The organism is Arthrobacter monumenti, from assembly GCF_054511255.1.
The window spans coordinates 34,992-55,041 of record NZ_JBTNCY010000010.1 but is presented as its reverse complement, the minus strand read 5'-3'; the positions used below and the strand labels follow the sequence as shown (position 1 = coordinate 55,041).

At 64.7% G+C, this 20,050-nt stretch carries 19 protein-coding genes and 3 riboswitches; of the genes, 15 read left to right on the top strand and 4 right to left on the bottom strand.

The window, feature by feature from the left end; translation table 11 throughout:
• Nucleotides 1-85: 85 nt before the first annotated feature.
• From ACX80B_RS15320 to ACX80B_RS15310, 3 genes are all read left to right on the top strand, one after another.
• Nucleotides 86-1,237 (top strand): MalY/PatB family protein, encoded by a 1,152-nt coding sequence (locus ACX80B_RS15320; RefSeq protein WP_459297695.1) that lies wholly within the window; start codon nt 86-88, stop codon nt 1,235-1,237.
• 94 nt (nt 1,238-1,331) lie between these two features.
• Nucleotides 1,332-2,399, top strand: a complete 1,068-nt coding sequence (locus tag ACX80B_RS15315) for an alpha/beta fold hydrolase (protein ID WP_459297693.1) — start codon at nt 1,332-1,334, stop codon at nt 2,397-2,399.
• A gap of 149 nt (nt 2,400-2,548) precedes the next feature.
• Nucleotides 2,549-2,821, top strand: coding sequence for a hypothetical protein (locus tag ACX80B_RS15310; RefSeq protein ID WP_459297691.1), 273 nt, complete (start codon nt 2,549-2,551; stop codon nt 2,819-2,821).
• Nucleotides 2,822-2,934: 113 nt separating this feature from the next.
• On the opposite strand, the gene ACX80B_RS15305 is transcribed toward ACX80B_RS15310, so the two are convergent.
• The 3 genes from ACX80B_RS15305 to ACX80B_RS15295 all read right to left on the bottom strand — a co-directional run bounded on the left by ACX80B_RS15305 (nt 2,935) and on the right by ACX80B_RS15295 (nt 7,448).
• Nucleotides 2,935-4,578, bottom strand: coding sequence for a DNA repair helicase XPB (locus ACX80B_RS15305; protein WP_459297689.1), 1,644 nt, complete (start codon nt 4,576-4,578; stop codon nt 2,935-2,937).
• Nucleotides 4,575-7,139 (bottom strand): helicase-associated domain-containing protein, encoded by a 2,565-nt coding sequence (locus ACX80B_RS15300; RefSeq protein ID WP_459297687.1) that lies wholly within the window; start codon nt 7,137-7,139, stop codon nt 4,575-4,577. Before ACX80B_RS15300 ends, ACX80B_RS15305 begins: the two co-directional genes overlap by 4 nt.
• A 63-nt stretch (nt 7,140-7,202) precedes the next feature.
• A complete protein-coding gene (locus tag ACX80B_RS15295) occupies nt 7,203-7,448 on the bottom strand; it encodes a hypothetical protein (RefSeq protein WP_459297685.1) in 246 nt (81 codons plus the stop codon).
• Between the two features lie 130 nt (nt 7,449-7,578).
• Between ACX80B_RS15295 and ACX80B_RS15290 the strand changes: the two genes are divergently transcribed.
• The 3 genes from ACX80B_RS15290 (at nt 7,579) to ACX80B_RS15280 (ending at nt 10,008) form a co-directional block, all read left to right on the top strand.
• Nucleotides 7,579-7,962 carry a cold-shock protein gene (locus tag ACX80B_RS15290; RefSeq protein WP_459297683.1) on the top strand — a complete coding sequence of 128 codons (384 nt, stop codon included), beginning with the start codon at nt 7,579-7,581 and terminating at the stop codon, nt 7,960-7,962.
• A gap of 7 nt (nt 7,963-7,969) precedes the next feature.
• Nucleotides 7,970-8,671: a DUF3027 domain-containing protein gene (locus tag ACX80B_RS15285; protein ID WP_459297681.1), complete on the top strand. Its 702-nt coding sequence runs from the start codon at nt 7,970-7,972 to the stop codon at nt 8,669-8,671.
• 83 nt (nt 8,672-8,754) lie between these two features.
• Complete coding sequence (locus tag ACX80B_RS15280; protein ID WP_459297679.1) at nt 8,755-10,008, top strand: MFS transporter; 1,254 nt, start codon at nt 8,755-8,757, stop codon at nt 10,006-10,008.
• Nucleotides 10,009-10,032: 24 nt separating this feature from the next.
• On the opposite strand, the gene serC is transcribed toward ACX80B_RS15280, so the two are convergent.
• On the bottom strand, nt 10,033-11,163 hold the full coding sequence (gene serC, locus ACX80B_RS15275; RefSeq protein WP_459297785.1) for a phosphoserine transaminase: 1,131 nt from the start codon (nt 11,161-11,163) through the stop codon (nt 10,033-10,035).
• Nucleotides 11,164-11,383: 220 nt separating this feature from the next.
• On the opposite strand from serC, the gene ACX80B_RS15270 reads away from it, so the two are divergent.
• From ACX80B_RS15270 to ACX80B_RS15230, 9 genes are all read left to right on the top strand, one after another.
• Entirely contained in the window at nt 11,384-12,079 is a 696-nt protein-coding gene (locus ACX80B_RS15270) for a metal-dependent transcriptional regulator (protein ID WP_459297677.1), read from the top strand.
• 93 nt (nt 12,080-12,172) lie between these two features.
• Nucleotides 12,173-12,417, top strand: a riboswitch (cyclic di-AMP (ydaO/yuaA leader).
• A gap of 51 nt (nt 12,418-12,468) precedes the next feature.
• The gene (locus ACX80B_RS15265; protein ID WP_459297675.1) at nt 12,469-13,257 is read left to right on the top strand and encodes a M23 family metallopeptidase; all 789 of its coding nucleotides are present in this window, start codon (nt 12,469-12,471) and stop codon (nt 13,255-13,257) included.
• Nucleotides 13,258-13,397: 140 nt separating this feature from the next.
• A riboswitch (cyclic di-AMP (ydaO/yuaA leader) is annotated at nt 13,398-13,588 on the top strand.
• Nucleotides 13,589-13,647: 59 nt separating this feature from the next.
• Entirely contained in the window at nt 13,648-14,580 is a 933-nt protein-coding gene (locus ACX80B_RS15260) for a C40 family peptidase (protein WP_459297673.1), read from the top strand.
• Nucleotides 14,581-14,911: 331 nt separating this feature from the next.
• Nucleotides 14,912-15,104: riboswitch (cyclic di-AMP (ydaO/yuaA leader) on the top strand.
• Nucleotides 15,105-15,108: 4 nt separating this feature from the next.
• Nucleotides 15,109-15,906: a C40 family peptidase gene (locus ACX80B_RS15255; protein ID WP_459297671.1), complete on the top strand. Its 798-nt coding sequence runs from the start codon at nt 15,109-15,111 to the stop codon at nt 15,904-15,906.
• 103 nt (nt 15,907-16,009) lie between these two features.
• Nucleotides 16,010-16,870 carry an NlpC/P60 family protein gene (locus ACX80B_RS15250; protein ID WP_459297669.1) on the top strand — a complete coding sequence of 287 codons (861 nt, stop codon included), beginning with the start codon at nt 16,010-16,012 and terminating at the stop codon, nt 16,868-16,870.
• 258 nt (nt 16,871-17,128) lie between these two features.
• A complete protein-coding gene (locus ACX80B_RS15245; protein WP_459297667.1) occupies nt 17,129-17,623 on the top strand; it encodes an HNH endonuclease in 495 nt (164 codons plus the stop codon).
• A gap of 5 nt (nt 17,624-17,628) precedes the next feature.
• Nucleotides 17,629-18,273 (top strand): molybdenum cofactor guanylyltransferase, encoded by a 645-nt coding sequence (gene mobA, locus ACX80B_RS15240; RefSeq protein ID WP_459297665.1) that lies wholly within the window; start codon nt 17,629-17,631, stop codon nt 18,271-18,273.
• A gap of 47 nt (nt 18,274-18,320) precedes the next feature.
• A complete protein-coding gene (locus ACX80B_RS15235) occupies nt 18,321-18,791 on the top strand; it encodes a DUF6457 domain-containing protein (protein WP_459297663.1) in 471 nt (156 codons plus the stop codon).
• Complete coding sequence (locus tag ACX80B_RS15230; RefSeq protein ID WP_459297661.1) at nt 18,791-19,999, top strand: molybdopterin molybdotransferase MoeA; 1,209 nt, start codon at nt 18,791-18,793, stop codon at nt 19,997-19,999. Before ACX80B_RS15235 ends, ACX80B_RS15230 begins: the two co-directional genes overlap by 1 nt.
• Nucleotides 20,000-20,050: the final 51 nt, after the last annotated feature.

Here is a 20,050-nt window from a genome sequence, read left to right as displayed (position 1 = left end):
CCAGGCGTTCCGGTGGCGATACAGTGAGGGAAAGCCTGCACGGCCCCCGTGCTTCCGGCCCGCTCTTGGAAAGGATGGCAGCGACATGCCCTTGCTTCCGGTCGATTCCCTACCGGTGCTCCGCCGCCGGCACAGCGCCAAATGGAGTACGTTCGACGACGACGTCCTGCCGCTGCCGGTGGCCGAGATGGACTTCGCGCTCGCCGAGCCGGTGGCGGCTGCACTGACCGCGGCTGTGCAACGGTCCGACACCGGATATGTTCCGCCTAATCCGGAGCTGCCGCTGGCACTGAGCGGGTTTGCCGACCGGCGCTGGGGCTGGCGGATCGACCCCGGACAGGTGGCGGTGGCACCCGACGTGGGCGTCGGCGTCGTCGAAGTGCTGCGTCTAATCGTCCGGCCCGGTGATCAGGTCGGTATCAGCTCGCCGGTCTATGCGCCGTTCTACGACTGGTTGAACGAAGTCGGCTCGCGAACGGTCGATGTACCGCTATCGAAGGACAACGGCGGTTGGCGGCTCGATTTTGAGGGTCTGGAAGCGGCATTTGCGGCCGGACTCAAGACCTACATACTGTGCAATCCACAGAATCCCGTCGGCCTGCAGCATGGACGGGAGGATCTGGAGTTGCTGGCTGAGCTGGCGCACCGCTACGGCGTCTACATCCTCAGTGACGAAATCCACGCGCCGTTGGTGCTGCCGGGAAGCAGTTTCGTGCCGTTCCTGACCGTGTCGGAGACGGCCCGGGAGCAAGGCTTTTCCTTTATCTCCGCGAGCAAGGGCTGGAATCTCGCGGGTCTCAAATGTGCCGCCGTCGTCACCGCCAACGCTTCCAACGCCGACGTCGTCCGCCGGCTTCCGGAAGCCATCCAGTACCGGACGGGCTTGTTTGGGATCCTGGCCAGCACCGCCGCTTTCGAACACGGCGGCCCGTGGCTGGACGACCTGATCTTCACACTTGATGCGAACCGCTCGCTCCTGCAACGCCTGATCAAGGAGCAATTGCCCGACGTCGGCTACGAACCTCCGCAGGCCAGTTACCTGGCGTGGCTGGACTTCCGACGGCTTGACTGGGGCCATGATCCGGCGGTGCACATCCTGGAAAACGCCCGGGTCGCCCTCGGTCCGGGGCCACGGTACGGTCCTGCGGGGGCAGGGCATGCGCGCTTGAACTTCGGGACCTCGCCGGAGATTCTCACGGAGGCCGTCGGGCGGATCGCAGCCGCAGCGGGCAGATAATTCAGTACGGTGCTGGGGGAAAATTTGGTGCGGTACAGCAGGGCCTGACGGCCGGACGTGCGAGTAGCATAAGAACGGGCGTCAGAGGTGTCTTTTGGTATCGAATCAGAGAATCCGTTTTGCCACCACCCCGGACGGCGCGCGGATTGCATACGCCGTTCACGGACATGGGCCTGCCTTGGTCAAGGTGGGGCACTGGCTGACGCACCTTGAGTATGAGTGGGACAGCCCCGTCTGGCACCACTGGCTGGAGGATCTGGGTCGATCGCACCGGATGATCCGCTATGACAGCAGGGAAACCGGGCTCTCTTCAGCGGGAAAGAACGATGTGTCCCTCGACGTCTGGGTCAATGATCTGGAAACGGTAATCAACGCGGCCGGGCTGGACCGCTTTCCACTGCTGGGGATATTGAACGCAGGCCCGGTCGCGATTGAATATACGCTTCGCCACCCAGAGAAGGTCACCGCTCTCGTGTTGTATGGGACGTTCCTCCTGGGACGAGCCCGCCGCGCGGATACTGTCAAGAGCCGGCAGGAGACGGAAGCCTTGCAGACCCTGATGGAAATATCCTGGGGCGAGGACAATCCGGCCATCCGGCAGCTCTGGACGGCGCGGTTCATGCCGGATGCGTCGCTGGAGCAGTACCAGTGGTTTAATGACCTGCAGCGCCATTCCGCCACGGCCGCGGCAGCAGTACGGTCGATGCGTGTAGGACACGATATCGACGTCACCGGCCAGGCTCAATGCCTTGATGTTCCAACGCTCGTGCTGCACAGCCGGTATGACGCCGTGGTGCCGATGGAGAATGGATACCAGGTGGCGGCACTGATCCCCGGTGCTTCGTTTGTGTCGCTGGACAGCCGGAACCATGTGCTGCTCTCCCACGAACCGGCATGGCCGCAGTTCCTGGCGGCGGTGGGCGACTTCCTTGGCACCGAGCCATCACACGTTCCGAGGGCGCTGGCCATGCTGACCACCCGGGAACGTCAGTTGCTGGAACTGGTGGCGGCCGGACTGGACAATGCGGACATCGCCCGCAAGCTGGTGATCAGTCCCAAAACGGTGCGGAACCACATCACGCATATCTTCGAAAAACTCGCAGTGACCAACCGGGCCCAGGCCGTCATCCTTGCCCGTGACGCCGGTCTGGGCGGGCGCTGAACAGCGACGGGACTCAAGTCCCATGGCTCGATCGGAGTGGGGCTGCTTCCGCTGAAAAATAGGGCACCGGTCTCATGATCACGCCAATGGTAAAGCCCCACAGTTGGTAGTGAATCCGTTTGCCATTTATGTCCCAGGAGGGCTGAATCATGGAGGACAACCAGTCTCCCGTCGTCGGGCTGAGCCAGCCCATTCCGGTGTCCGCCCCAGTGGAGACTCCGATCATTGACGTCCAGGACGTGATCGAAGCAGCAGACCAGGCACACCACAAAATCCGGCGGGCCATTCACGGCATTACCGGACGGTCCCATCGGCTGGTGGCGTTCGTCGCGCAGCATCAGGGATCGCCGGATATCGCCCGGTTGGAACGTGAGCGGGACCAGATTCAGCTGCAGATGTACCGGAACAGCGGCATGCGCTGACCAGCGCAGGACCGGCAACATTCCGCCTTGGCCGCCAGCTGGTCCTGCGCCCTCAGCTCCGCCCCCGCTTCACCTCAATCGCCTCGGGTGATGGCGGTTGTCAGCCGAGGCGCCTAAGCCGCGGCGATGTCTTTCGCGTCCATAATCGTGTACGCGTAGCCCTGCTCTGCGAGGAAACGCTGGCGCCGGGCGGCATACTCCTGATCCAGAGTGTCCCGGGCGACGACGGTGTAGAACCGGGCGGACCGGCCGTCGGCCTTGGGCCGAAGCAACCGGCCGAGACGCTGGGCCTCCTCCTGGCGTGAGCCGAAGGACCCCGAGACCTGGATCGCCACAGAGGCTTCGGGCAGGTCGATGGAGAAGTTCGCCACTTTCGAGACCACTAAAGTCTGGATTTCGCCGGCCCGGAAGGCGCTGAACAGCCGCTGGCGTTCCTTCACCGGAGTCTCGCCCTTGATCACCGGTGCGTCCAGTTTTTCGCCGATCTCGTCGAGCTGGTCGATGTATTGTCCGATCACGAGCAGCTGGTCCCCGGTGTGCGAGGCCACCAGCTGTTCCACTACGGAAGTCTTGGTTTCCGACGTCGAACATAATCTGTATTTGTCCGCGTCCTCCGCCATCGCGTAGGCGACCCGCTCATCCCGCGGCAGATCCACGCGCACCTCCACGCAGTCCGCCGGAGCAATGTAACCCTGCGCCTCGATGTCCTTCCATGGGGCGTCGTAGCGCTTGGGCCCGATCAGCGAGAACACCTCTCCTTCGCGGCCGTCTTCGCGCACCAGCGTGGCGGTCAGCCCGAGCCGCCGCCGCGCCTGCAGGTCCGCTGTCATCCGGAAAATCGGTGCCGGCAGCAGGTGGACCTCGTCATAAATGATCAGGCCCCAGTCGTTCGCGTCCAGCAGCTCGAGGTGCGGATAGAGCCCGCCGCGCTTCTTGGTCATCACCTGGTACGTGGCGATCGTCACCGGGCGGACTTCCTTCACCGTGCCGGAATATTCGCCGATCTCATCCTCGGTCAGGCTGGTGCGCTTGAGCAGCTCGTCTTTCCACTGCCGTGCCGAAACGGTGTTGGTGACCAGGATCAGCGTCGTCGTACCGCTGGTTGCCATGGCTCCCGCACCCACCAAGGTTTTGCCCGCGCCACAGGGGAGGACGACGACGCCGGAACCGCCGGCCCAGAAGTTCTCCACCGCGAGGTTCTGGTACGGGCGGAGCTGCCAGTCAGTCAGGTCCAGCTCGATCGGATGCGGCTGCCCGTCGACGTAGCCGGCGAAGTCCTCGGCTGGCCAGCCGACCTTGAGCAGCAGCTGCTTGAGTTGGCCGCGTTCGGAATTATGCACGACGACGGTGTTCGCGTCGATCCGCGGGCCCAGCAGCGGCTCGATCTTCTTGGCATGCATGACCTCTTCGAGGACGGGGTAGTCATTGGTGCGCATCACCAGACCGTGCTGTTCGTCCTTCTCCAGCCAGAGCCGCCCGTAGCGGGACATCGTTTCCTCAATGTCCAGCAGCAGCGAGTGCGGCACCGGGAAACGCGAGTACTTCAGCAGGGTGTCCAGCACCTGTTCGGCGTCGAGCCCCGCGGCCCGGGCGTTCCAGAGTCCGAGCGGAGTGAGCCGGTAACTGTGCATGTGCTCGGGCGCGCGTTCCAGCTCCGCGAAGGCGGCGATCGCGTGGCGGGCTTCGGTGGCCTGCTCGTGGTCGACCTCCAGCAGGATGGTCTTGTCGCTTTGGACGATCAGTGGTCCGTCGCTCATCGGGTCTCCGGTTCGGTTGCTAGTTCAACGTCCATGACGCGGTGAATGGAGATGACGCGCTCCATCTCGTGGGCCGGGTCGTATACCCGCACGCGGCCGCCCCCTGCCGAGAGTGGAACAAGCCGCTCCCGCTGGTGATTCCCTTGGCCGTCCACGATACCCATCGAGACTTCGCTCTTGAGCCGGATGGCCTTGTTCAGCGTTTCCATACTGATCAGCGGGCCGCTTTCCCCCGTCGAGGCCGACCGGCCGGGATCCGCCGTCCGCAGTCTGGTGATTTGCGCGTCCGCTTCTGCATTGCCCGCCTCACCGCTGGCCCCGCCCGCCGAGAACGGTCCTGACCCGCCAAAACGGTGGTGCTCAGCACCGGTCTGGCGGCCGGGCACCGTTCTCGGCGAGGCATCGTCGATGGCACCATGCGATTGGCGGCCGGGCCCAGTTCTCGCTGAGGTAGTCCCGCCGCTCACGCCACCAGCGGACCCAGTCCCTCGCCCACCCGAGGTCCGCCGCCCAGCAGGGGCGCCGCCGTCGTCGTGCTCTATCAAGGGGGCCAGCCCGAGCTCCTCCAGCACCACGGCAACTTCCCGGGCACTGGCACGGCTGACGACGACGGTGGGCGCGATCTGCCGCAACCCGAGCATGGCAGCGTGGTTGCTGGAGAGCAGCACAGCCAAGGTGTCTTCGTCCTCGCTGCGCAGGTAGCTTCCGGCCGCGCCGACCCGAAGCGTGCCGTGCCGGGAGGCCGTGTCCGTTACCAGGTAGACCAGCGGCTGCGGGACTTCCGTGGCTGAGTGCTTTTCCAGGAAGCGCAGGATGGCGGCACCGTCGCGGCCGGCGTCGAGGGCGCGGCGGATGGAGGCGGCGGAGAAGCGGTAGGTGGTGGCCGGACCCTGGCCCTCCGCGTCGGACAGCAGGGTCAGCTCGCGGGCGAGTGTGGGCTCCAGATAGCCGGGCGCGACGGCGGTGAGGTCGGCCTGGAGGAGGACGTAGTCCAGCGGTTTGGGCAGCGACGCGTCGAGCTGTTCGGCGGCTGCCCGGAGGTCGCCGCGGGCGGTGGCAAGGCCGACGTCGGTAAGCGCACCCGAGCCGGTCAGCCCCAGCAGCTCCGCCTCGCGCAGAATGCCGGGCACCAGGCGGCGGAACCGGCGCTGCAGCCTCGGTTGATGCCAGATCAGGCGGGTGAAGACGGCCGCCTCGTCGAGGACCGGGGGACTTCCACCGCTATCGGCTTCAGCCGTCAGTTCAGACAGTACCTCCAGCGTGCGACGGCGGACGATCGGCGCCTCGGCTCGGGCGGCTTCGGCGGCCAGTGGGTTGATCACGGCGCCGGTCGGCAGCGGCTCGCCGACTAATGATGGCGCCCGTCCGGCCACCAGCCAGCCGGTGAGCAGTTGCGTCCACTGTTCGGCCCGGGGGAGGCCCATCCACTCGGCCGCATGAGTGCCTGCCATCCACTGTGAGGTATCAGGATCCAGATCGATCAGTGCCGCCATCGAGGCCAGTTCCAGCGTCATGGCGGCCTCGCGCTCCTCGATCCGGAGCCGCTCGCTGAGCCGCCGGATCTCGCGGACGCCGATCCCGCCCGAACGGAGGGTTGCCAGCGGGTGGTCCTCCAGCTGCCCGAGCAGTTCCGCCACGACCCGAAGCACCTCGGCCGCTGACGCGAAGGCGGCGTTGTCCCGGCGGGCGGCGCTCACGGTGGACAGCTCGGCGGGGCGGGGTTGAAGCTGCAGATTATCCACCAGGACGTGTCCCCTCGCGGCTTGGCCGACCGGGCGGGGAAGTTCCACATGTTCGGCATCGAGAGGAACCAGCAGTCCACGGGCCAGCAACCATTGGAGGGGGCCGGCGTCGTCGGGCTGGGCCAGGACCGAAACCCGGCGCGATGCATCGGGGACGGCTCCGACGGCGGCGCGGCGGAACTTGGCGAGCAGGTCGGCCGTCTGCTCGGGAGCTTCGGCCATCAGAGAGTCCCAATGCGCCGGATTGCACACCCAATCCTGCAGGGCATCGGCAGCTTCGTTCGAGGTTGCCGCCGGCCCGACCGGGTAACCATATTGGCGCAGTTCGCCCGCGAGTTCGACGATGTGCTGGCCGAAGGATGGTTGGCTCGAGGCGAGGCCCTGAAAGCTGCGGCCCAGCCCGAGCGGATACGGGCCGACGACGTCCTTGAGACTGGAAACCGGCAGGTAGAAACGCTTGCGCGACTTGCCGTCTGGTTCGGCCCGGTGGATCAGGGCGAGGTCGTGAAGCTCACCGAGGATGCTTTCGAGGACCTTTTGGTTGGAACCGGCCATCACCGGCTTGAGCCCTGCCGCCGAGGTCGTGACACCGGTGTCCTCGTCGGTGACCAGATGGACGGCTTCCAGCACGCGGGTCTGGGGGAGTGTGAGATTCTCCAGAGCCCGCTGCACACTGACGCGGGTGGAGGCCCGGGCGGCCAAGGCGGCGAAATCCGGCACCGGCGGGGAGATCAGATCCGGCCGGGCGGCGAAAAGCGTCCGCAGCGAATCATCACTGCGGCCCGTCAAATCTGCGGCCAACGCACGGATAGAGGACATCAGATTAACGTTACCCCGATACGGGCGGCCCGTTCTGCCCGCTTGTGCAGAAGCTGCGGTGGATCAGCCCTGGCGGCGGTTCCGGACGGCGGAAATGATGAGAGCCAGCATCAGGATGAAGGCGATGGGCAGGCCGATCATCGGGATCCAGGAGAAAACCGCCCAGGCCGTACCACCGCTGAGATTGATAGCCACCACGATCGCAAGGCAAAGGACAGACACGGCGGCAAGGGCGACGGCGGTGAGCAGCGCGGGAGAGGAGCCGCCGGCGTTGTCTCCGGGCAGGTTCGGACTGGAAGCGGGCATCATGGTTAAAAAGTATCAAGACGGAACGTGGGAATGCGGCGCGGTCTTCGCTGTATGTGAAACAACACAGCCGATTGGACACGCCGGGATAACCTATAGGTACACAAACTTATGAGTAGCGAAGAGGTTTCAAGTGCCCATCGGCAAGGTTAAGTGGTACGACACGGAGAAAGGCTTCGGGTTCCTGCAGGCAGAAGACGGTGAAGAGGTCTTCCTTCACGCTTCGGCCCTGCCGGCAGGCGTGTCCGAGGTCAAAGCAGGCACCCGGATGGAGTTCGGTGTAGCCGCCGGCCGCAAGGGAGCCCAGGCGTTGTCGGCGCGGATTCTTGATACGCCGCCGTCGGTGGTGCGGGCTCACCGCAAGCCTGCCGACGACATGGCGCTCATTACCGAGGACTTGATCAAGTTGCTGGATGGCGTGTCCAACGGCCTCCGCAAGGGACGGTATCCGGAAAAGAAGGTGGCCAATAAGGTCGCCTCACTGCTGCGTGCTGTAGCGGATGATCTGGACGCTTAAGAAACTCGTGGCGAGAAGGTCAGCGAGGAAAGCAGCGGCGGAGGAAACCGGGCAGCCGGAATTGGCAGCGGTGGAGTTGGACACACCGGCCGATCCGGAAGCTGCCGAACGCGCCCGCGCCGTGCAGACTGCAGAAGACGCCGCGGCTGCTGAAGAGGCTGCCGCGGAAGAGAGTGCGGAAGCCGGCGTACCTGCAACGGGCGACGACGGTGCTGAAGGTGATGGCGTCGGTGGCACTGAAGCCCAAGACGGAACGGCAACAGCCAAGGAAGGCTCTGAGCAGCATTCGGATGCAGAAGCCGAAGCTGCCAAGCCGGCCAAACGCCGTCGTGCGCCAAAACTTGACGCGCTGCTGGCCGCCGACATCGACGTCGCACGTAAAGCATTGCTGGAAGTCGCGCCGGAAGACCAGATTGGTGAACACGCCGGGGTCAAGGCCGAAGACGATCGCGTCGTGACCCACCTGTTCGAGTCGTACCTGCCCGGTTATAACGGCTGGCAGTGGTTCGCCGTCTTGACCCGGGTGCCACGTGGCAAGGTCGCCACCGTTTCCGAAGTGGGCCTGCTGCCATCGGAACGTTCAGTGCTGGCGCCGGAATGGGTTCCGTGGGCCAAGCGGATCCGGCCCGAGGAAAAACAACAGGCAGAGGCGGACCAGGCCCAAGAGGACGCCAACAATAAACAAGAGAGCCAATCTGCAGATAAATAACTGACGCAGCACGCCGGTCCTTGAGGGCGGCACTGCCCCCGCCGGGGCGCTGCGGCTGACGGAAGAGGAGGGTACGGACAGCCATGTTCCGCTCCCTCCACATCCTCAATTACCGCATCTGGTTCATCGGCGCCCTGGTGTCGAACATCGGCACCTGGATGCAGCGCACAGCCCAGGACTGGCTGGTGTACGACATACTGACCGACCAGAACGCGTCGGCACTGGGAATCGTGATGGCACTACAGCTCGGCCCGCAGCTGTTGCTGGTTCCCTGGTCGGGCTTGATCGCCGACACGTTCAGCCGCAAGAAACTCGTCCTGATAACACAGTCCTCGATGGCCTTCCTGGCGCTGGCCCTCGGGCTGTTGGTAATCACCGGCGCCGCCGAACTGTGGCACGTCTACGGGTTTGCGCTGGCGCTCGGACTCGTTGCGGCGATCGATGCACCTGCCCGCACGACTTTCGTCTCTGAGTTGGTCCGCGACGACTACCTGTCCAACGCCGTCGCCCTGAACAGCGCCTCCTTTAACGGGGCGCGGATGTTCGGCCCGGCGATCGCAGGTCTGCTGACGGCGGCGGTTGGACCAGGCTGGGTGTTCATCATCAATGTGTTCACCTTCCTGGCCATGATTACGGCCCTGTTGAAGATCCGCTCGGCGTCCCTGCGGAAGCTGCCGAAGTCACCCAAAGGCAAAGGCCGCATCCGGGAGGGGTTCCGCTACATCCGCTACCGGCCCGACCTGATCGTGGTGCTGACCGCGATCTTCATCGTCGGCACGTTCGGCCTCAATTTCGCCCTGTTCATCGCCGCGATGGCGCGGACCGAATTCGGCGAAGGGGCGGACGCTTTCGGCCTGCTCTCCTCGGTCATGGCCGTCGGATCGGTCGTCGGTTCGCTGATGGCGGCACGGCGGGACAGGCCCCGGCTGCGGTTCATTTTCGGCGCTGCGGGAGCCTTCGGTCTGGCCTGCGGACTCGCGGCACTGGCCCCGAACTATTGGGTCTTTGCCATCGCCCTGATCCCCGTCGGCCTCTTCGCGCTGACCCTGATGACAAGCGCCAACGCCTACGTTCAGACGACGACGGATCCGGTCATGCGCGGCCGCGTGATGGCGGTGTACATGGCCATCTTCATGGGCGGCACACCGATCGGCGCTCCTATTGTTGGCGTCGTCGCCGATGTCCTCGGACCGAGATGGGCGCTCGGCGTTGCTGCGGCATCAGGACTGGTGGCAGCCGCCGTCGGGCTGGTCTGGATCACCCGCACCAAACACCTGCGGATCCATTTCGACCGCTCGGCATCCCGGAAACTGCATATTTCCTACGACGGCAGTTAGGTTCCTGCCGGTTTTCTGGGGCCGTTAGCGCAGGTTCTCGATCACATAGTCGATGCAGTTGATCAGCGCGGAGACGTCGTCGGGCTCGATCGCCACGAACGTGGCCACGCGCAGTTGGTTCCGCCCCAGCTTCCGGTACGGTTCAACATCGACGACGCCGTTGGCCCGAAGCACCTTGGCGACGGCGCCAGCGTCAACCGTGTCGTCGAAATCAATCGTGACGATCACATTGGACCGGTCGGCAGGGTCGGCCACGAATGGGCTGGCTGACGGTGAATTCTCCGCCCAGTTGTACAACCGCGCCGCCGAATCGGCCGTGCGCTCGGATGCGAAAGCCAGACCGCCATTGCCGTTCAGCCATTCCAGTTGCGCATCAAGCGTCACCAGCGTGCCAATCGAGGGCGTGTTGTAGGTCTGGTTCTTCAGTGAATTGTCGATGGCGGTGGACAGGTTCAGGAAGTCCGGAACCCATCGTCCATCCGCGGTAATTTTCGCAGCCCGGTCCAGCGCGGCGGGCGAGAACAGTCCGAGCCACAGGCCGCCGTCGGAGGCGAAATTCTTCTGCGGTGCGAAGTAATACACATCGGACTGGCTGACATCGACATCCAGCCCGCCGGCGGCGGACGTCGCGTCGATCAGCACCAGCGAGCCGTTGTCGGCGCCGTCGACGCGGTGCACCGGAGCGGCGACACCCGTCGAGGTTTCATTCTGCGGCCAGGCGTAGACGTCTACGCCGGCCCCGGCCTGCGGAACCGGACGGGTTCCCGGGGCGGACTCGATGATCGAGGAAGGATCGAGGAACGGGGCCTTGTCCGTCGCGGCGGCAAACTTGGACCCGAACTCGCCGAAGGACAGGTGCTGCGCCTTTTTCTCCACTAAACCGAAGCTGGCGGCATCCCAAAAAGCAGTTGAACCGCCGACGCCGAGAATCACCTCGTAGCCGTCCGGCGCCTGAAACAGTTGGCTGATGCCTTCGCGGACGCTGCCGACCAGATTCTTTACCGGAGCCTGCCGGTGCGAGGTTCCCAGCAGTGTGCTTCCGGCCTCTGACAGGGCCTGGATCTGCTCCGTGCGGACCTTCGACGGTCCCGCACCGAAGCGGCCGTCCTTAGGCAGCAAATCACGCGGGATGTTCAAGTTCGTGGTCTCGTTCACGTCGAAGACTCCAGGATGTTGGGGCACGGCGCAGACCTGCGCCTGGCGGTGATGTTGTCTGATTATTCTGCCCCACGGCGGCAACGGCGGCTAAACCGTGACAGTGTTATTGCGGCCGCCCCCGCCGCATCCACACTGTTCGCGCAATTATCTGTACTCTGTCCAAATAAGCTAATGTAGGGGGCAAGTCTTTTTTCTGGCAGCGTCCAAGGAGCCCTCTGTGACCGATCTGATCGATACTACCGAAATGTATCTGCGGACCATCCTTGAGCTGGAGGAAGAGGGCATCATCGCCTTGCGTGCCCGCATCGCCGAACGCCTCCGCCATTCCGGCCCCACTGTCTCCCAAACGATCGGCCGGATGGAACGCGACGGCCTGGTGGTCGTGACCGGCGACCGCCACCTTGAGCTAACCGAACAGGGCCGCGGCCGCGCCGTCGGCGTCATGCGCAAACACCGGCTCGCCGAACGACTTCTCTTTGACGTGATCGGTCTGGACTGGGCCTATGTCCACGATGAGGCCTGTCGCTGGGAGCACGTCATGAGTGAGCGGGTTGAACGGCGGCTCTACGACTTACTCGAGCGGCCCACCGAGTCTCCGTACGGCAATCCCATTCCGGGTCTCGAGGCCCTCGGCGGGCAAACGGCCGGCGCGTTTTCGGATGGTGTCATCACCCTGTTGGACGCCATGCCGCGCTATACGCCGGAGTCCAAGGTGGTCATCTGCCGGCTCTCCGAGCCCATCCAGGTGGAGCCGGAACTCTTGGGGCAACTCGACGACGGCGGCCTGCACCCGGGTGCCGAAATCACCCTGCAGCGGGCCGGCGACTACATCTCCGTGCGCGTGCCGGGAATCGAGGGTGCACTGGAACTCCCTCCTGAAGTCGCCGCGCACATTTTCGTCTCCATGTCCTGACGGATTGTTATCCACAACACTCAATAACGGAAGTGTCTCTTTCGGATTTGAAGCCCTATAGTTGATCACTGGCGCTGATCCGTAAAGCGTCAGCTGATCTGTATGCCGAACCCTGCCGGCGGATCAGCTTCCAATCATTACGGCAGGGGCGGGGGACCCACCAATCGGTGCAGAACTGCGGATTCCAGCTGGAATCAGCAGGTGCATCTTGGGGTGAAGCCCGGCAGAACGCGCATCCTGAACCGCAAGGCGGTACTGGGCTGTGCGTTTAGCGCGGGCCGAGTCGCTCTCAGACTCGAATCCGACAGCTAACTCCGCAGGCCGGTACGAGAGGAACAGCTTTGTCGAGGCATAAGCTACACGGGCGCCGCCGCGCGTCCGCTTCCGTTGTGGAGTCGCGCCCTAGGGATGCCCATCGCGCTGCACGGCGCAACCGGAACCAGCTGGGACAAATCTCTTTGGCGGCCACCCAGGCCATGGGTGGCGTGGGGCAGAAGGCGGCCATCGTCGTCGCCGCTTCCGGGCTGGCAATGGCAGTGGCGGTTCCGACGGCGACAGTGACCGCCGCCGGTGAGCCGGCAGAAGCGCAGAGAGCACAGAAGACACTGACGGCATCCGCTGCCGCAACCACATCGCCGGATTCGAATGGAGTATCCACGGTAAAGGCTTCCGACAACGCCACCGTTTCCTTCGTCCGTTCCGATGTCACCAGCAGTTTTGATCCCGAGAAAAAACTGGCCAGCGTGATGACCGCGGCCGCAGGCGAAGCCGAACCGGCCGCTTCCGAGGGAAGCCTCGACATGCCCGTACCAGCTTCGAATATGACCTCCAGTTTTGGTTACCGGACAAGTCCAATCACCGGTTTTGCCGGGGAAATGCATACCGGCCAGGACTTCGGCATTGCCTGCGGTACTGAGGTTGCCGCGGCAGCCGAGGGCGTCGTCAAGGAAGCGGGTTGGCACCCCTTCGGCGGCGGTAACCGCATCGTCGTCGACCACGGCGGTGGACTCGAAACCACCTATAACCATCTCTCCTCTATTGCTGTCTCCGCTGGCCAGTCCGTTTCCCGCGGGCAGACCGTCGGAGTGAGCGGTACCACCGGAGCGTCCACCGGGTGTCACCTGCATTTTGAAGTCGTGGTCAACGGGCAGACTGTCGACCCACTTGGATGGCTGTAACCGGGCGGAGCGCATAGCACCGCGGTGGGGCGAAACGCCGCGAATCGGCGTGTCGTGACCGAAGTGTGACAAGTTACCGTTCCGTGATGTAGGCTGATCCGCGTGCCGGCTTCCAGTAGCGTCGGCGCCCTTGGACAGATTGCCTAACCCTGTCACTGTCGCAAGGTCCGTTCGCAACAGCATCTGACAGGGGCGGGGGAACCAAATAGCGGGCTTCGTCAGAAGTCCTTGGGGTTAAGACGCATAGGTAGCGTGCACGTTGTAGTGCGCCTATACGTCCGGGTGGCTCCCATCCGAACCCGACAGCTAACTCCGTAGGCATTGGGAGAGGCAATCAACGTGTCCAAAAATCCTAACCTTGCTCGCCACCGCGCGACTCCGGTCAGCCCCATGAAGTCCGTTTCCAAAGCGGTCTCCTCCAATGCAGGCGCCATCGGCCGTCCGGTAGCAGTGGTTGCTGCCGCATCCGGCATGATGTTCGGCCTTGCCGTTCCGGCAAATGCCGCTGAGCACACCGTCAAGTCGGGCGACACGCTCAGCGAAATCGCCGCTCAGCATGACGTCAGCGTTGAGTCACTGTTCTCGCTGAACGGACTCGGTGCAAACTCGGTCATCTATCCCGGCGACAGCATTGAGTTCTCAGGTTCGGCAGTGGCTTCCACCAGCGCTTCCACCTCGGGCTCCTACACCGTGAAGTCCGGTGACACGCTGGGAAAGATCGCTGCAGCCAATAACGTCAGCCTGCAGACAGTCTTCTCGCTCAACGGCCTCGGATGGAACTCCGTCATTTACCCGGGCGATACTATTAAGCTGGCGGGCAACCCGGCTCCGGCACCTGCACCTGCTCCGGCACCCGCCCAGGCGGCTGCTCCGGCACCGGCACCTGCTCCCGCTCCGGCCCCTGCGCCGGCGCCGGCTCCGGCCGCACCGGATAACACCACCGGATTGAGCACGGCCTCCAGCGGAGGGGTTCAGGCGCTTGGAGCGTCCGTCTCCACCGCAGGAATCGCCGGCACCGCCCAGTCCATGGTTGGTTCGCCGTACGTCTACGGTGGCACCAGCCCGAGCGCCGGCTGGGACTGCTCAGGCTTCGTTCAGTGGGTCTACGCCCAGAACGGCATTGACCTGCCGCGTACCTACCAGTGGCACTCCATGACGCCGACCAGCAACCCGCAGCCGGGTGACGTTGTCGTCCAGAACGGTGGAAGCCACGTCGGCATCTACATCGGTGGCGGCAAGATGGTCAGCGCTTTGAACCCGAGCCAGGGCACTCTCGTCCATGACGTTAGCGCCATGTCGGTGATGGGCTTCTACACCATGTAAGACAGCCTTCACAGGCAGGAACCGGTCCGCCGGAACCTTCTCGAATGCACCGTCGGATTTGTCCGGCGGTGCATTCGGCTTTAAGGCGCAACATGCCCGGGATGCGCCGACACGGAGATAATGTCCGATTTATTTTTTTAGCCCACTCCTGCCACGGTATCCGCCCTCTGACCAGCGGTTACTCCCGGCCGACCTGAGGGCAGCCGTTACCGGGATGTATCGAAATGACACCTCCCCGTGACCTCAGCGTGACATCGATCTCGAACTGGGGTACCGTCTTACTCGTGCCAATTTCCAGAGGGGTTTGGCACCCTTGGACAGATTGCCTAACTCTGCCACTGTGCCAAGGTCCATTCGCAACTTATTCGTCTGGCAGAGGCGGGGGAACCATTATCGGGCTTCGCAAGAAGTCCTAGGGGTTAAGCCGTACCGGCGTCACGAGGAATTTTTCCCTTGATGCCGTGCGGCCGGGTGACTCCCATCCGAATCCGACAGCTCACCCCGCAGGCTATGGGAGAGGCTACAGACGTGTCTTCAAGCTCTACTTTGGGCCGCCATCGTGCTGCCCGGGTGCGCAGTAATCCGCTTGCGGTAATCTCGCAGGCAGTGTCATCCAACGCCGGATCCATGGGCCGCCAGGCAGCCGTTATCGCCGCAGCTTCGGGTCTGGTCCTGACCGTTGGAGTGCCGGCGCAGGCTTCCGGCGCCGAGCGCGAAGCGAACGCCTTCACCGCTGTCACCGCAGCCCAGCCGGAGACCGTGGACGTCAGCGTCCCGGCCGATGCCAGGATTTCCTTCGAGCGTGCCTCCGTCACTTCCGAAGCCGCTCCGGCAGCTCCCGCCGCCCCCGTCGAGGTGAGCGTCCAGTCCACCGAAACCGCAGAACCAGCCGCCGCCATCGACGTCGAAGCGCCTGCTCCTGTTGCGGAACCCGTGGTGGAAGAGGCTCCCAAGCCTGAGCCCAAGCCCGATCCCGCTGCAGCCGTTTCGGCCGGTAACTCGAGCGTTGCCGGCGCGGCCTACGCCGGAGTCGGCAACCCATACGTCTACGGCGGAACCAGCCCGAGCGCCGGCTGGGACTGCTCCGGTTTCGTGCAGTGGGCCTACGCCCAGGCAGGCCTGAGCATTCCCCGCACCAACCAGTGGTCGGTCATGACTCCCACCAGCAACCCGAAGCCGGGCGACCTGGTGGTGCAGAGTGGTGGCTCACATGTCGGTATCTACGTCGGCAATGGCCAGATGATCTCGGCCCTGAACCCCAGCGACGGCACCCAGCTCCACTCGGTCAGCGCCATGCCGGTCTCGGGTTTCTACACCCTCCCGTAGGGCCCCAAAAGCTTCGACGGGAACGGTGGCCCGCTGCAATTCCACCGCCATTAGTATCCGCAGGCTGTGACCAGCTAGAAATCGAAAGAGAGCGCATTCCACAATGTCGACCAGCGCAACCATTGCCCGCCACCGGGCACCGGCCCAACCCACCGCACTGAGCAGCATCGCCAAGGCGGTCAGCTCCAACGCCGGCAGCATGGGCCGCCAGGCCGCTGTCGTCGCTGCTGCATCCGGAATGGTCCTAGTCACCGGCGTTTCCGCGACCGCTGCCCAGGGAGACATCAACCGCGAGGCTTCGGCGGCTTCGGAACTGCAGATCCAGACCGCTTCCGCCATCCAGGTGAACGCTCCCGCTGCCGCGAAGATCTCCTTCGACCGTCCGGATGTCCGCTCGGCCCCCGCTCCGGTCGTGGAAGCACCGGAACCGGTTGTTGCCCCGCAGTCCAACGACGTCGAGCCCGTCGTCGCGGAACCCGTGGAGACCCCGGCGCCGGCTCCTGCACCAGCACCAGCACCTGCCCAGAGCGAGCCTGCGCCCGCTGCCACCGCAGACACGGCAAGCACCGCTTCCACGCAGCCCGCCGCCAAGTCGACGCCGGAGCCCGCGCAGCAGAAGGCTCCTTCCTCCAGCGGAGTTGCCGCGGGGATTGCCTCCGCTGCGTACGCGCAGCTCGGCGTGAGCCAGGACTGCACCATGCTGGTCACCAACGCCCTCGCCGCCGTCGGCATCAACCACCACGGCTGGCCGGACTCCTACTTCTCCCTCGGCACCCAGGTCAGCGCCTCGCAGGCCCAGCCGGGTGACCTGGTCTACTACGCGGACGGCGGCATGGGCATGGCCCACATCGCGGTCTACGTCGGGAACGGCCAGGCCGTCCATGGCGGCTGGGAAGGCGGCAAGACCGTTCTGGCTTCCGTCAATGTCGGCTCCGGCCCGGTTTACATTCACGTGAACGGCTAATTCCACCGGATCCCGTCCTGACCGGACAGTATTAAAGGCAAAGGCTCCCGCTGCGGCGGGGGCCTTTCGTCGTTTCTCCGATGGCTCGCGGCGGCCCCCGTCGCCGCTTCCGCCGGGCCTCGGTCGTGCCGCAGCGGTGAATAACTGGCACACCGGGTCAGATCTCGTTTACTCTTGGCTTGTTGATCCAAGACCCGCGGGCACTGAACCGGCACAACCGGTGCAGTGGCCGCAGGTCCGGCGCGAAGAGGTATGTGCATGCGCACACTCGTTCTCAATGCTGGATATGAGCCGCTGGCGGTTGTCACCTTCCGCCGGGCGATCGTTCTTGTGCTCGGCGGCAAGGCGAGCATTATTGCCGAGGCAGGCGATCCCGTTGTGGGGCCCAACGAAATCCTGGCCCGGCCTTCCGTCATCCTGCTCAATCGCTACGTGAAGGTTCCCTACCGCGAAGGTGCCCCGGTAACGCGCCGCGGAGTCCTCCGCCGGGACAACCACCTCTGCGGCTACTGCGGCAAGCCGGCCAGCACCATTGACCACATTGTTCCCAAGTCGCGCGGCGGAGCCGAAACCTGGGAGAACCTCGTCGCCTGCTGCCTGCGCTGCAATAATGCCAAAGACGATCACACTCTCCGCGAGATGGGATGGGAGCTGCGGGTGCTTCCGAAACCCCCGCGCGGATCCCGCTGGCGGATCAAGGAGCTCGAACGGCCGGCTCCACAATGGACGGAATTCCTTAATAATGCAGCGTAGCCCCAATGCCGCGTAACCCCGTCGACAGCGTCGACTTCGACGCCATCATCCTGGCCGGGGGCCGTTCGTCCCGCCTTGGCGGCGTGGACAAGGCGTCGTTGATGTTCGACGGCGGCACGCTCCTTGCGCGCACCCTGGCCGCCGTCGAGGGGGCCGGCACCGTCGTCGTCGTTGGTCCCTTTTCTGCTGATGAGCTGCCGGAGGGCGTGCGGTGTGCCCGGGAGGATCCACCGTTTTCCGGTCCTGCCTCCGCCATCGCCGCGGGAGTGGATGCACTGGCCGGCAGCACTGCTGAATATACCGCCGTTTTGGCCTGCGATATGCCCTACGCCCGCACCGCCATGCAGTATCTCCTGACGGCAACCGCGTCGCTGGCCCGGACCGAAAAGGGCGCGGCGACCTCCGGTGCGGACGGTGTGATGGCGCAGGACGAAATGGGCAAGCTGCAGCCGCTCGCTGCACTGTATAAGAGGTCCGCGCTGACGGAGGCTGTGCGGCAGCGGCGCGAAGGCGGCGGCGTCACAGGGATGTCAGTCTTCCGGCTGGTTGCTAGTCTGCAGGTAGTGCCGGTCACCGTTGCCGCGCCCGCTACCCGCGACGTCGACACCTGGGACGATGCGCGGACGTTCGGCATCGACGGTCCGGCATAAGCTGTCCAGCAACCGGCAGCGGCTGTGCAAGCAAAAGGAGATGGGCCTTGACTGACCAGAAACAGATTCTTGAACCGTGGTGCCGGAAATTGATAGAAGCACTGGAACTGCAGGGACTCGAGGTCGATATTGACGAGGTGCTGGCCCTTGCCGGCGAGGCGGCGCATGCGGTGGTGCGGCCCGCGGCTCCGCTGACCACCTTCATTGTCGGTTATGCCGCCGGCTGTGCATCGGCCACCGGACAGGCTTCGGACGACGTCGCGATCCGCTCCGCCAGTGAAGTTGCGCGCCGGCTGGTGCGTGAAGCAAAGCAGGACGACGACGGCGGCAGCGGGCCGGGTGCCGGAGGCGGTCCAAACGCTGGCGAACGTGGAAGTGGGGCCGACGCCGGGCGTGGAGAAGGCGCTGGAGACGGAAGCGGGCTCGATACAGCGGGAGAGGACGCCTCCGCTGCCCAGGCGCAGGAGGCAGTCCAGGCCACATTTGGCGGCGGCACGCCGGAAGGGAGGAAGCCCTGATGGCTGAACATTTGGTGCAACCGAACTGGACCGATGCCTTCAACTTTGCGTTCCAGTTGCCGGAGTCGAAGGTTCCGCAGACCCTCCCGCTTGCCGAGACGATCGGCCACACCCTCGCGGAGGACATGCTGGCGCTGATGGAGGTGCCGCATTACGACTCCGCGGCGATGGATGGTTGGGCCGTCTGCGGACGCGGTCCGTGGGAGCTGCGCGAGTATGCGCAGGAACTGGAATCCGGACAGGCCTGTTCGATCGTGACCGGTGGCCTGATCCCGGGTGGGACGACGTCGGTGTTGCGGGCTGAGCATGCCCGGATTGAAAACGCGAAGCTGTCCGTGAACGAGAAGGCCAGGCCCGGCGAACCTGAACCTGGCCAGCACATCCGCCCGGCCGGGGAAGAAGCTTACGAGGGGGAGACGGTGCTGACCGCCGGCACGGTGGTGTCACCGGCCCACGTTGCCCTCGCGGCCGTTTGCGGCCATGATGACCTGCCGGTCCTGCGGGCGCCACAGGTTGCGCTTGTTTTGACAGGTGATGAGGTGGTCGATTCAGGACGGCCTGAACCGGGCCAGGTCCGGGACACCTTCGGACCACAGCTGCCTTCCTTCATCAGCATGCTGGGCGGCCATGTGGTGGCCCAGCACCGGATCGCGGACAACCTGCATCATGTGGTCCAGGCCCTGGCGGGGCAGGCCAGTAACGTCGCCTCAATCCGCGAGGGGGGAGCCGACGTCGTCATCACCACCGGCGGAACGGGTATTTCGCATGCCGATCATCTGCGGGCGGCGTTGACGGAGCTGGAGGCGGAGATCCTGATTGACGGGCTCTCGATCCGTCCGGGCCATCCCGGGTTGCTTGCCAGGCTGCCGGACGGGCGCTACATCGTGGGATTGCCGGGTAATCCGCTCGCCGCGATGATGACCATCCTGACACTGGTCCGTCCGCTGTTGGCCGGCATCCAGGGTGCGCCGCAGCCGCTGCTCGGTGCCGTCGTCGCCGGCCAGGACATGCCGGGAATGCCGGGCCGCGACCGTTTGATCTCCTTCACGCTTGAGGATGGCATGGCCGTGCCTTCCAACTGGCAAGGCTCCGGGATGATGCGGGGGCTGGCCACGGCCGACGGCGTCATGGTGGTTCCGGCGGACGGGCTGACGGCGGGCGAGAGCGTGACAACGGTCCCGTTGCCGTGGAAGATCCCGACCGAGTAACCGACCGCGCCGGTGGCCGGTAGAGTTTCATTATTGGCCCGGACGGAGGAA

Excerpts from the sequence above, each read along its gene's own strand:
- ACX80B_RS15320 (WP_459297695.1), top strand. The coding sequence starts at position 86 with ATGCCCTTGCTTCCGGTCGATTCCCTACCGGTGCTCCGCCGCCGGCAC.
- ACX80B_RS15310 (WP_459297691.1), top strand. The coding sequence starts at position 2,549 with ATGGAGGACAACCAGTCTCCCGTCGTCGGGCTGAGCCAGCCCATTCCG.
- ACX80B_RS15305 (WP_459297689.1), bottom strand. The coding sequence starts at position 4,578 with ATGAGCGACGGACCACTGATCGTCCAAAGCGACAAGACCATCCTGCTG.
- ACX80B_RS15300 (WP_459297687.1), bottom strand. The coding sequence starts at position 7,139 with ATGTCCTCTATCCGTGCGTTGGCCGCAGATTTGACGGGCCGCAGTGAT.
- ACX80B_RS15295 (WP_459297685.1), bottom strand. The coding sequence starts at position 7,448 with ATGATGCCCGCTTCCAGTCCGAACCTGCCCGGAGACAACGCCGGCGGC.
- ACX80B_RS15280 (WP_459297679.1), top strand. The coding sequence starts at position 8,755 with ATGTTCCGCTCCCTCCACATCCTCAATTACCGCATCTGGTTCATCGGC.
- ACX80B_RS15260 (WP_459297673.1), top strand. The coding sequence starts at position 13,648 with ATGAAGTCCGTTTCCAAAGCGGTCTCCTCCAATGCAGGCGCCATCGGC.
- ACX80B_RS15250 (WP_459297669.1), top strand. The coding sequence starts at position 16,010 with ATGTCGACCAGCGCAACCATTGCCCGCCACCGGGCACCGGCCCAACCC.
- ACX80B_RS15245 (WP_459297667.1), top strand. The coding sequence starts at position 17,129 with ATGCGCACACTCGTTCTCAATGCTGGATATGAGCCGCTGGCGGTTGTC.
- mobA (WP_459297665.1), top strand. The coding sequence starts at position 17,629 with ATGCCGCGTAACCCCGTCGACAGCGTCGACTTCGACGCCATCATCCTG.
- ACX80B_RS15230 (WP_459297661.1), top strand. The coding sequence starts at position 18,791 with ATGGCTGAACATTTGGTGCAACCGAACTGGACCGATGCCTTCAACTTT.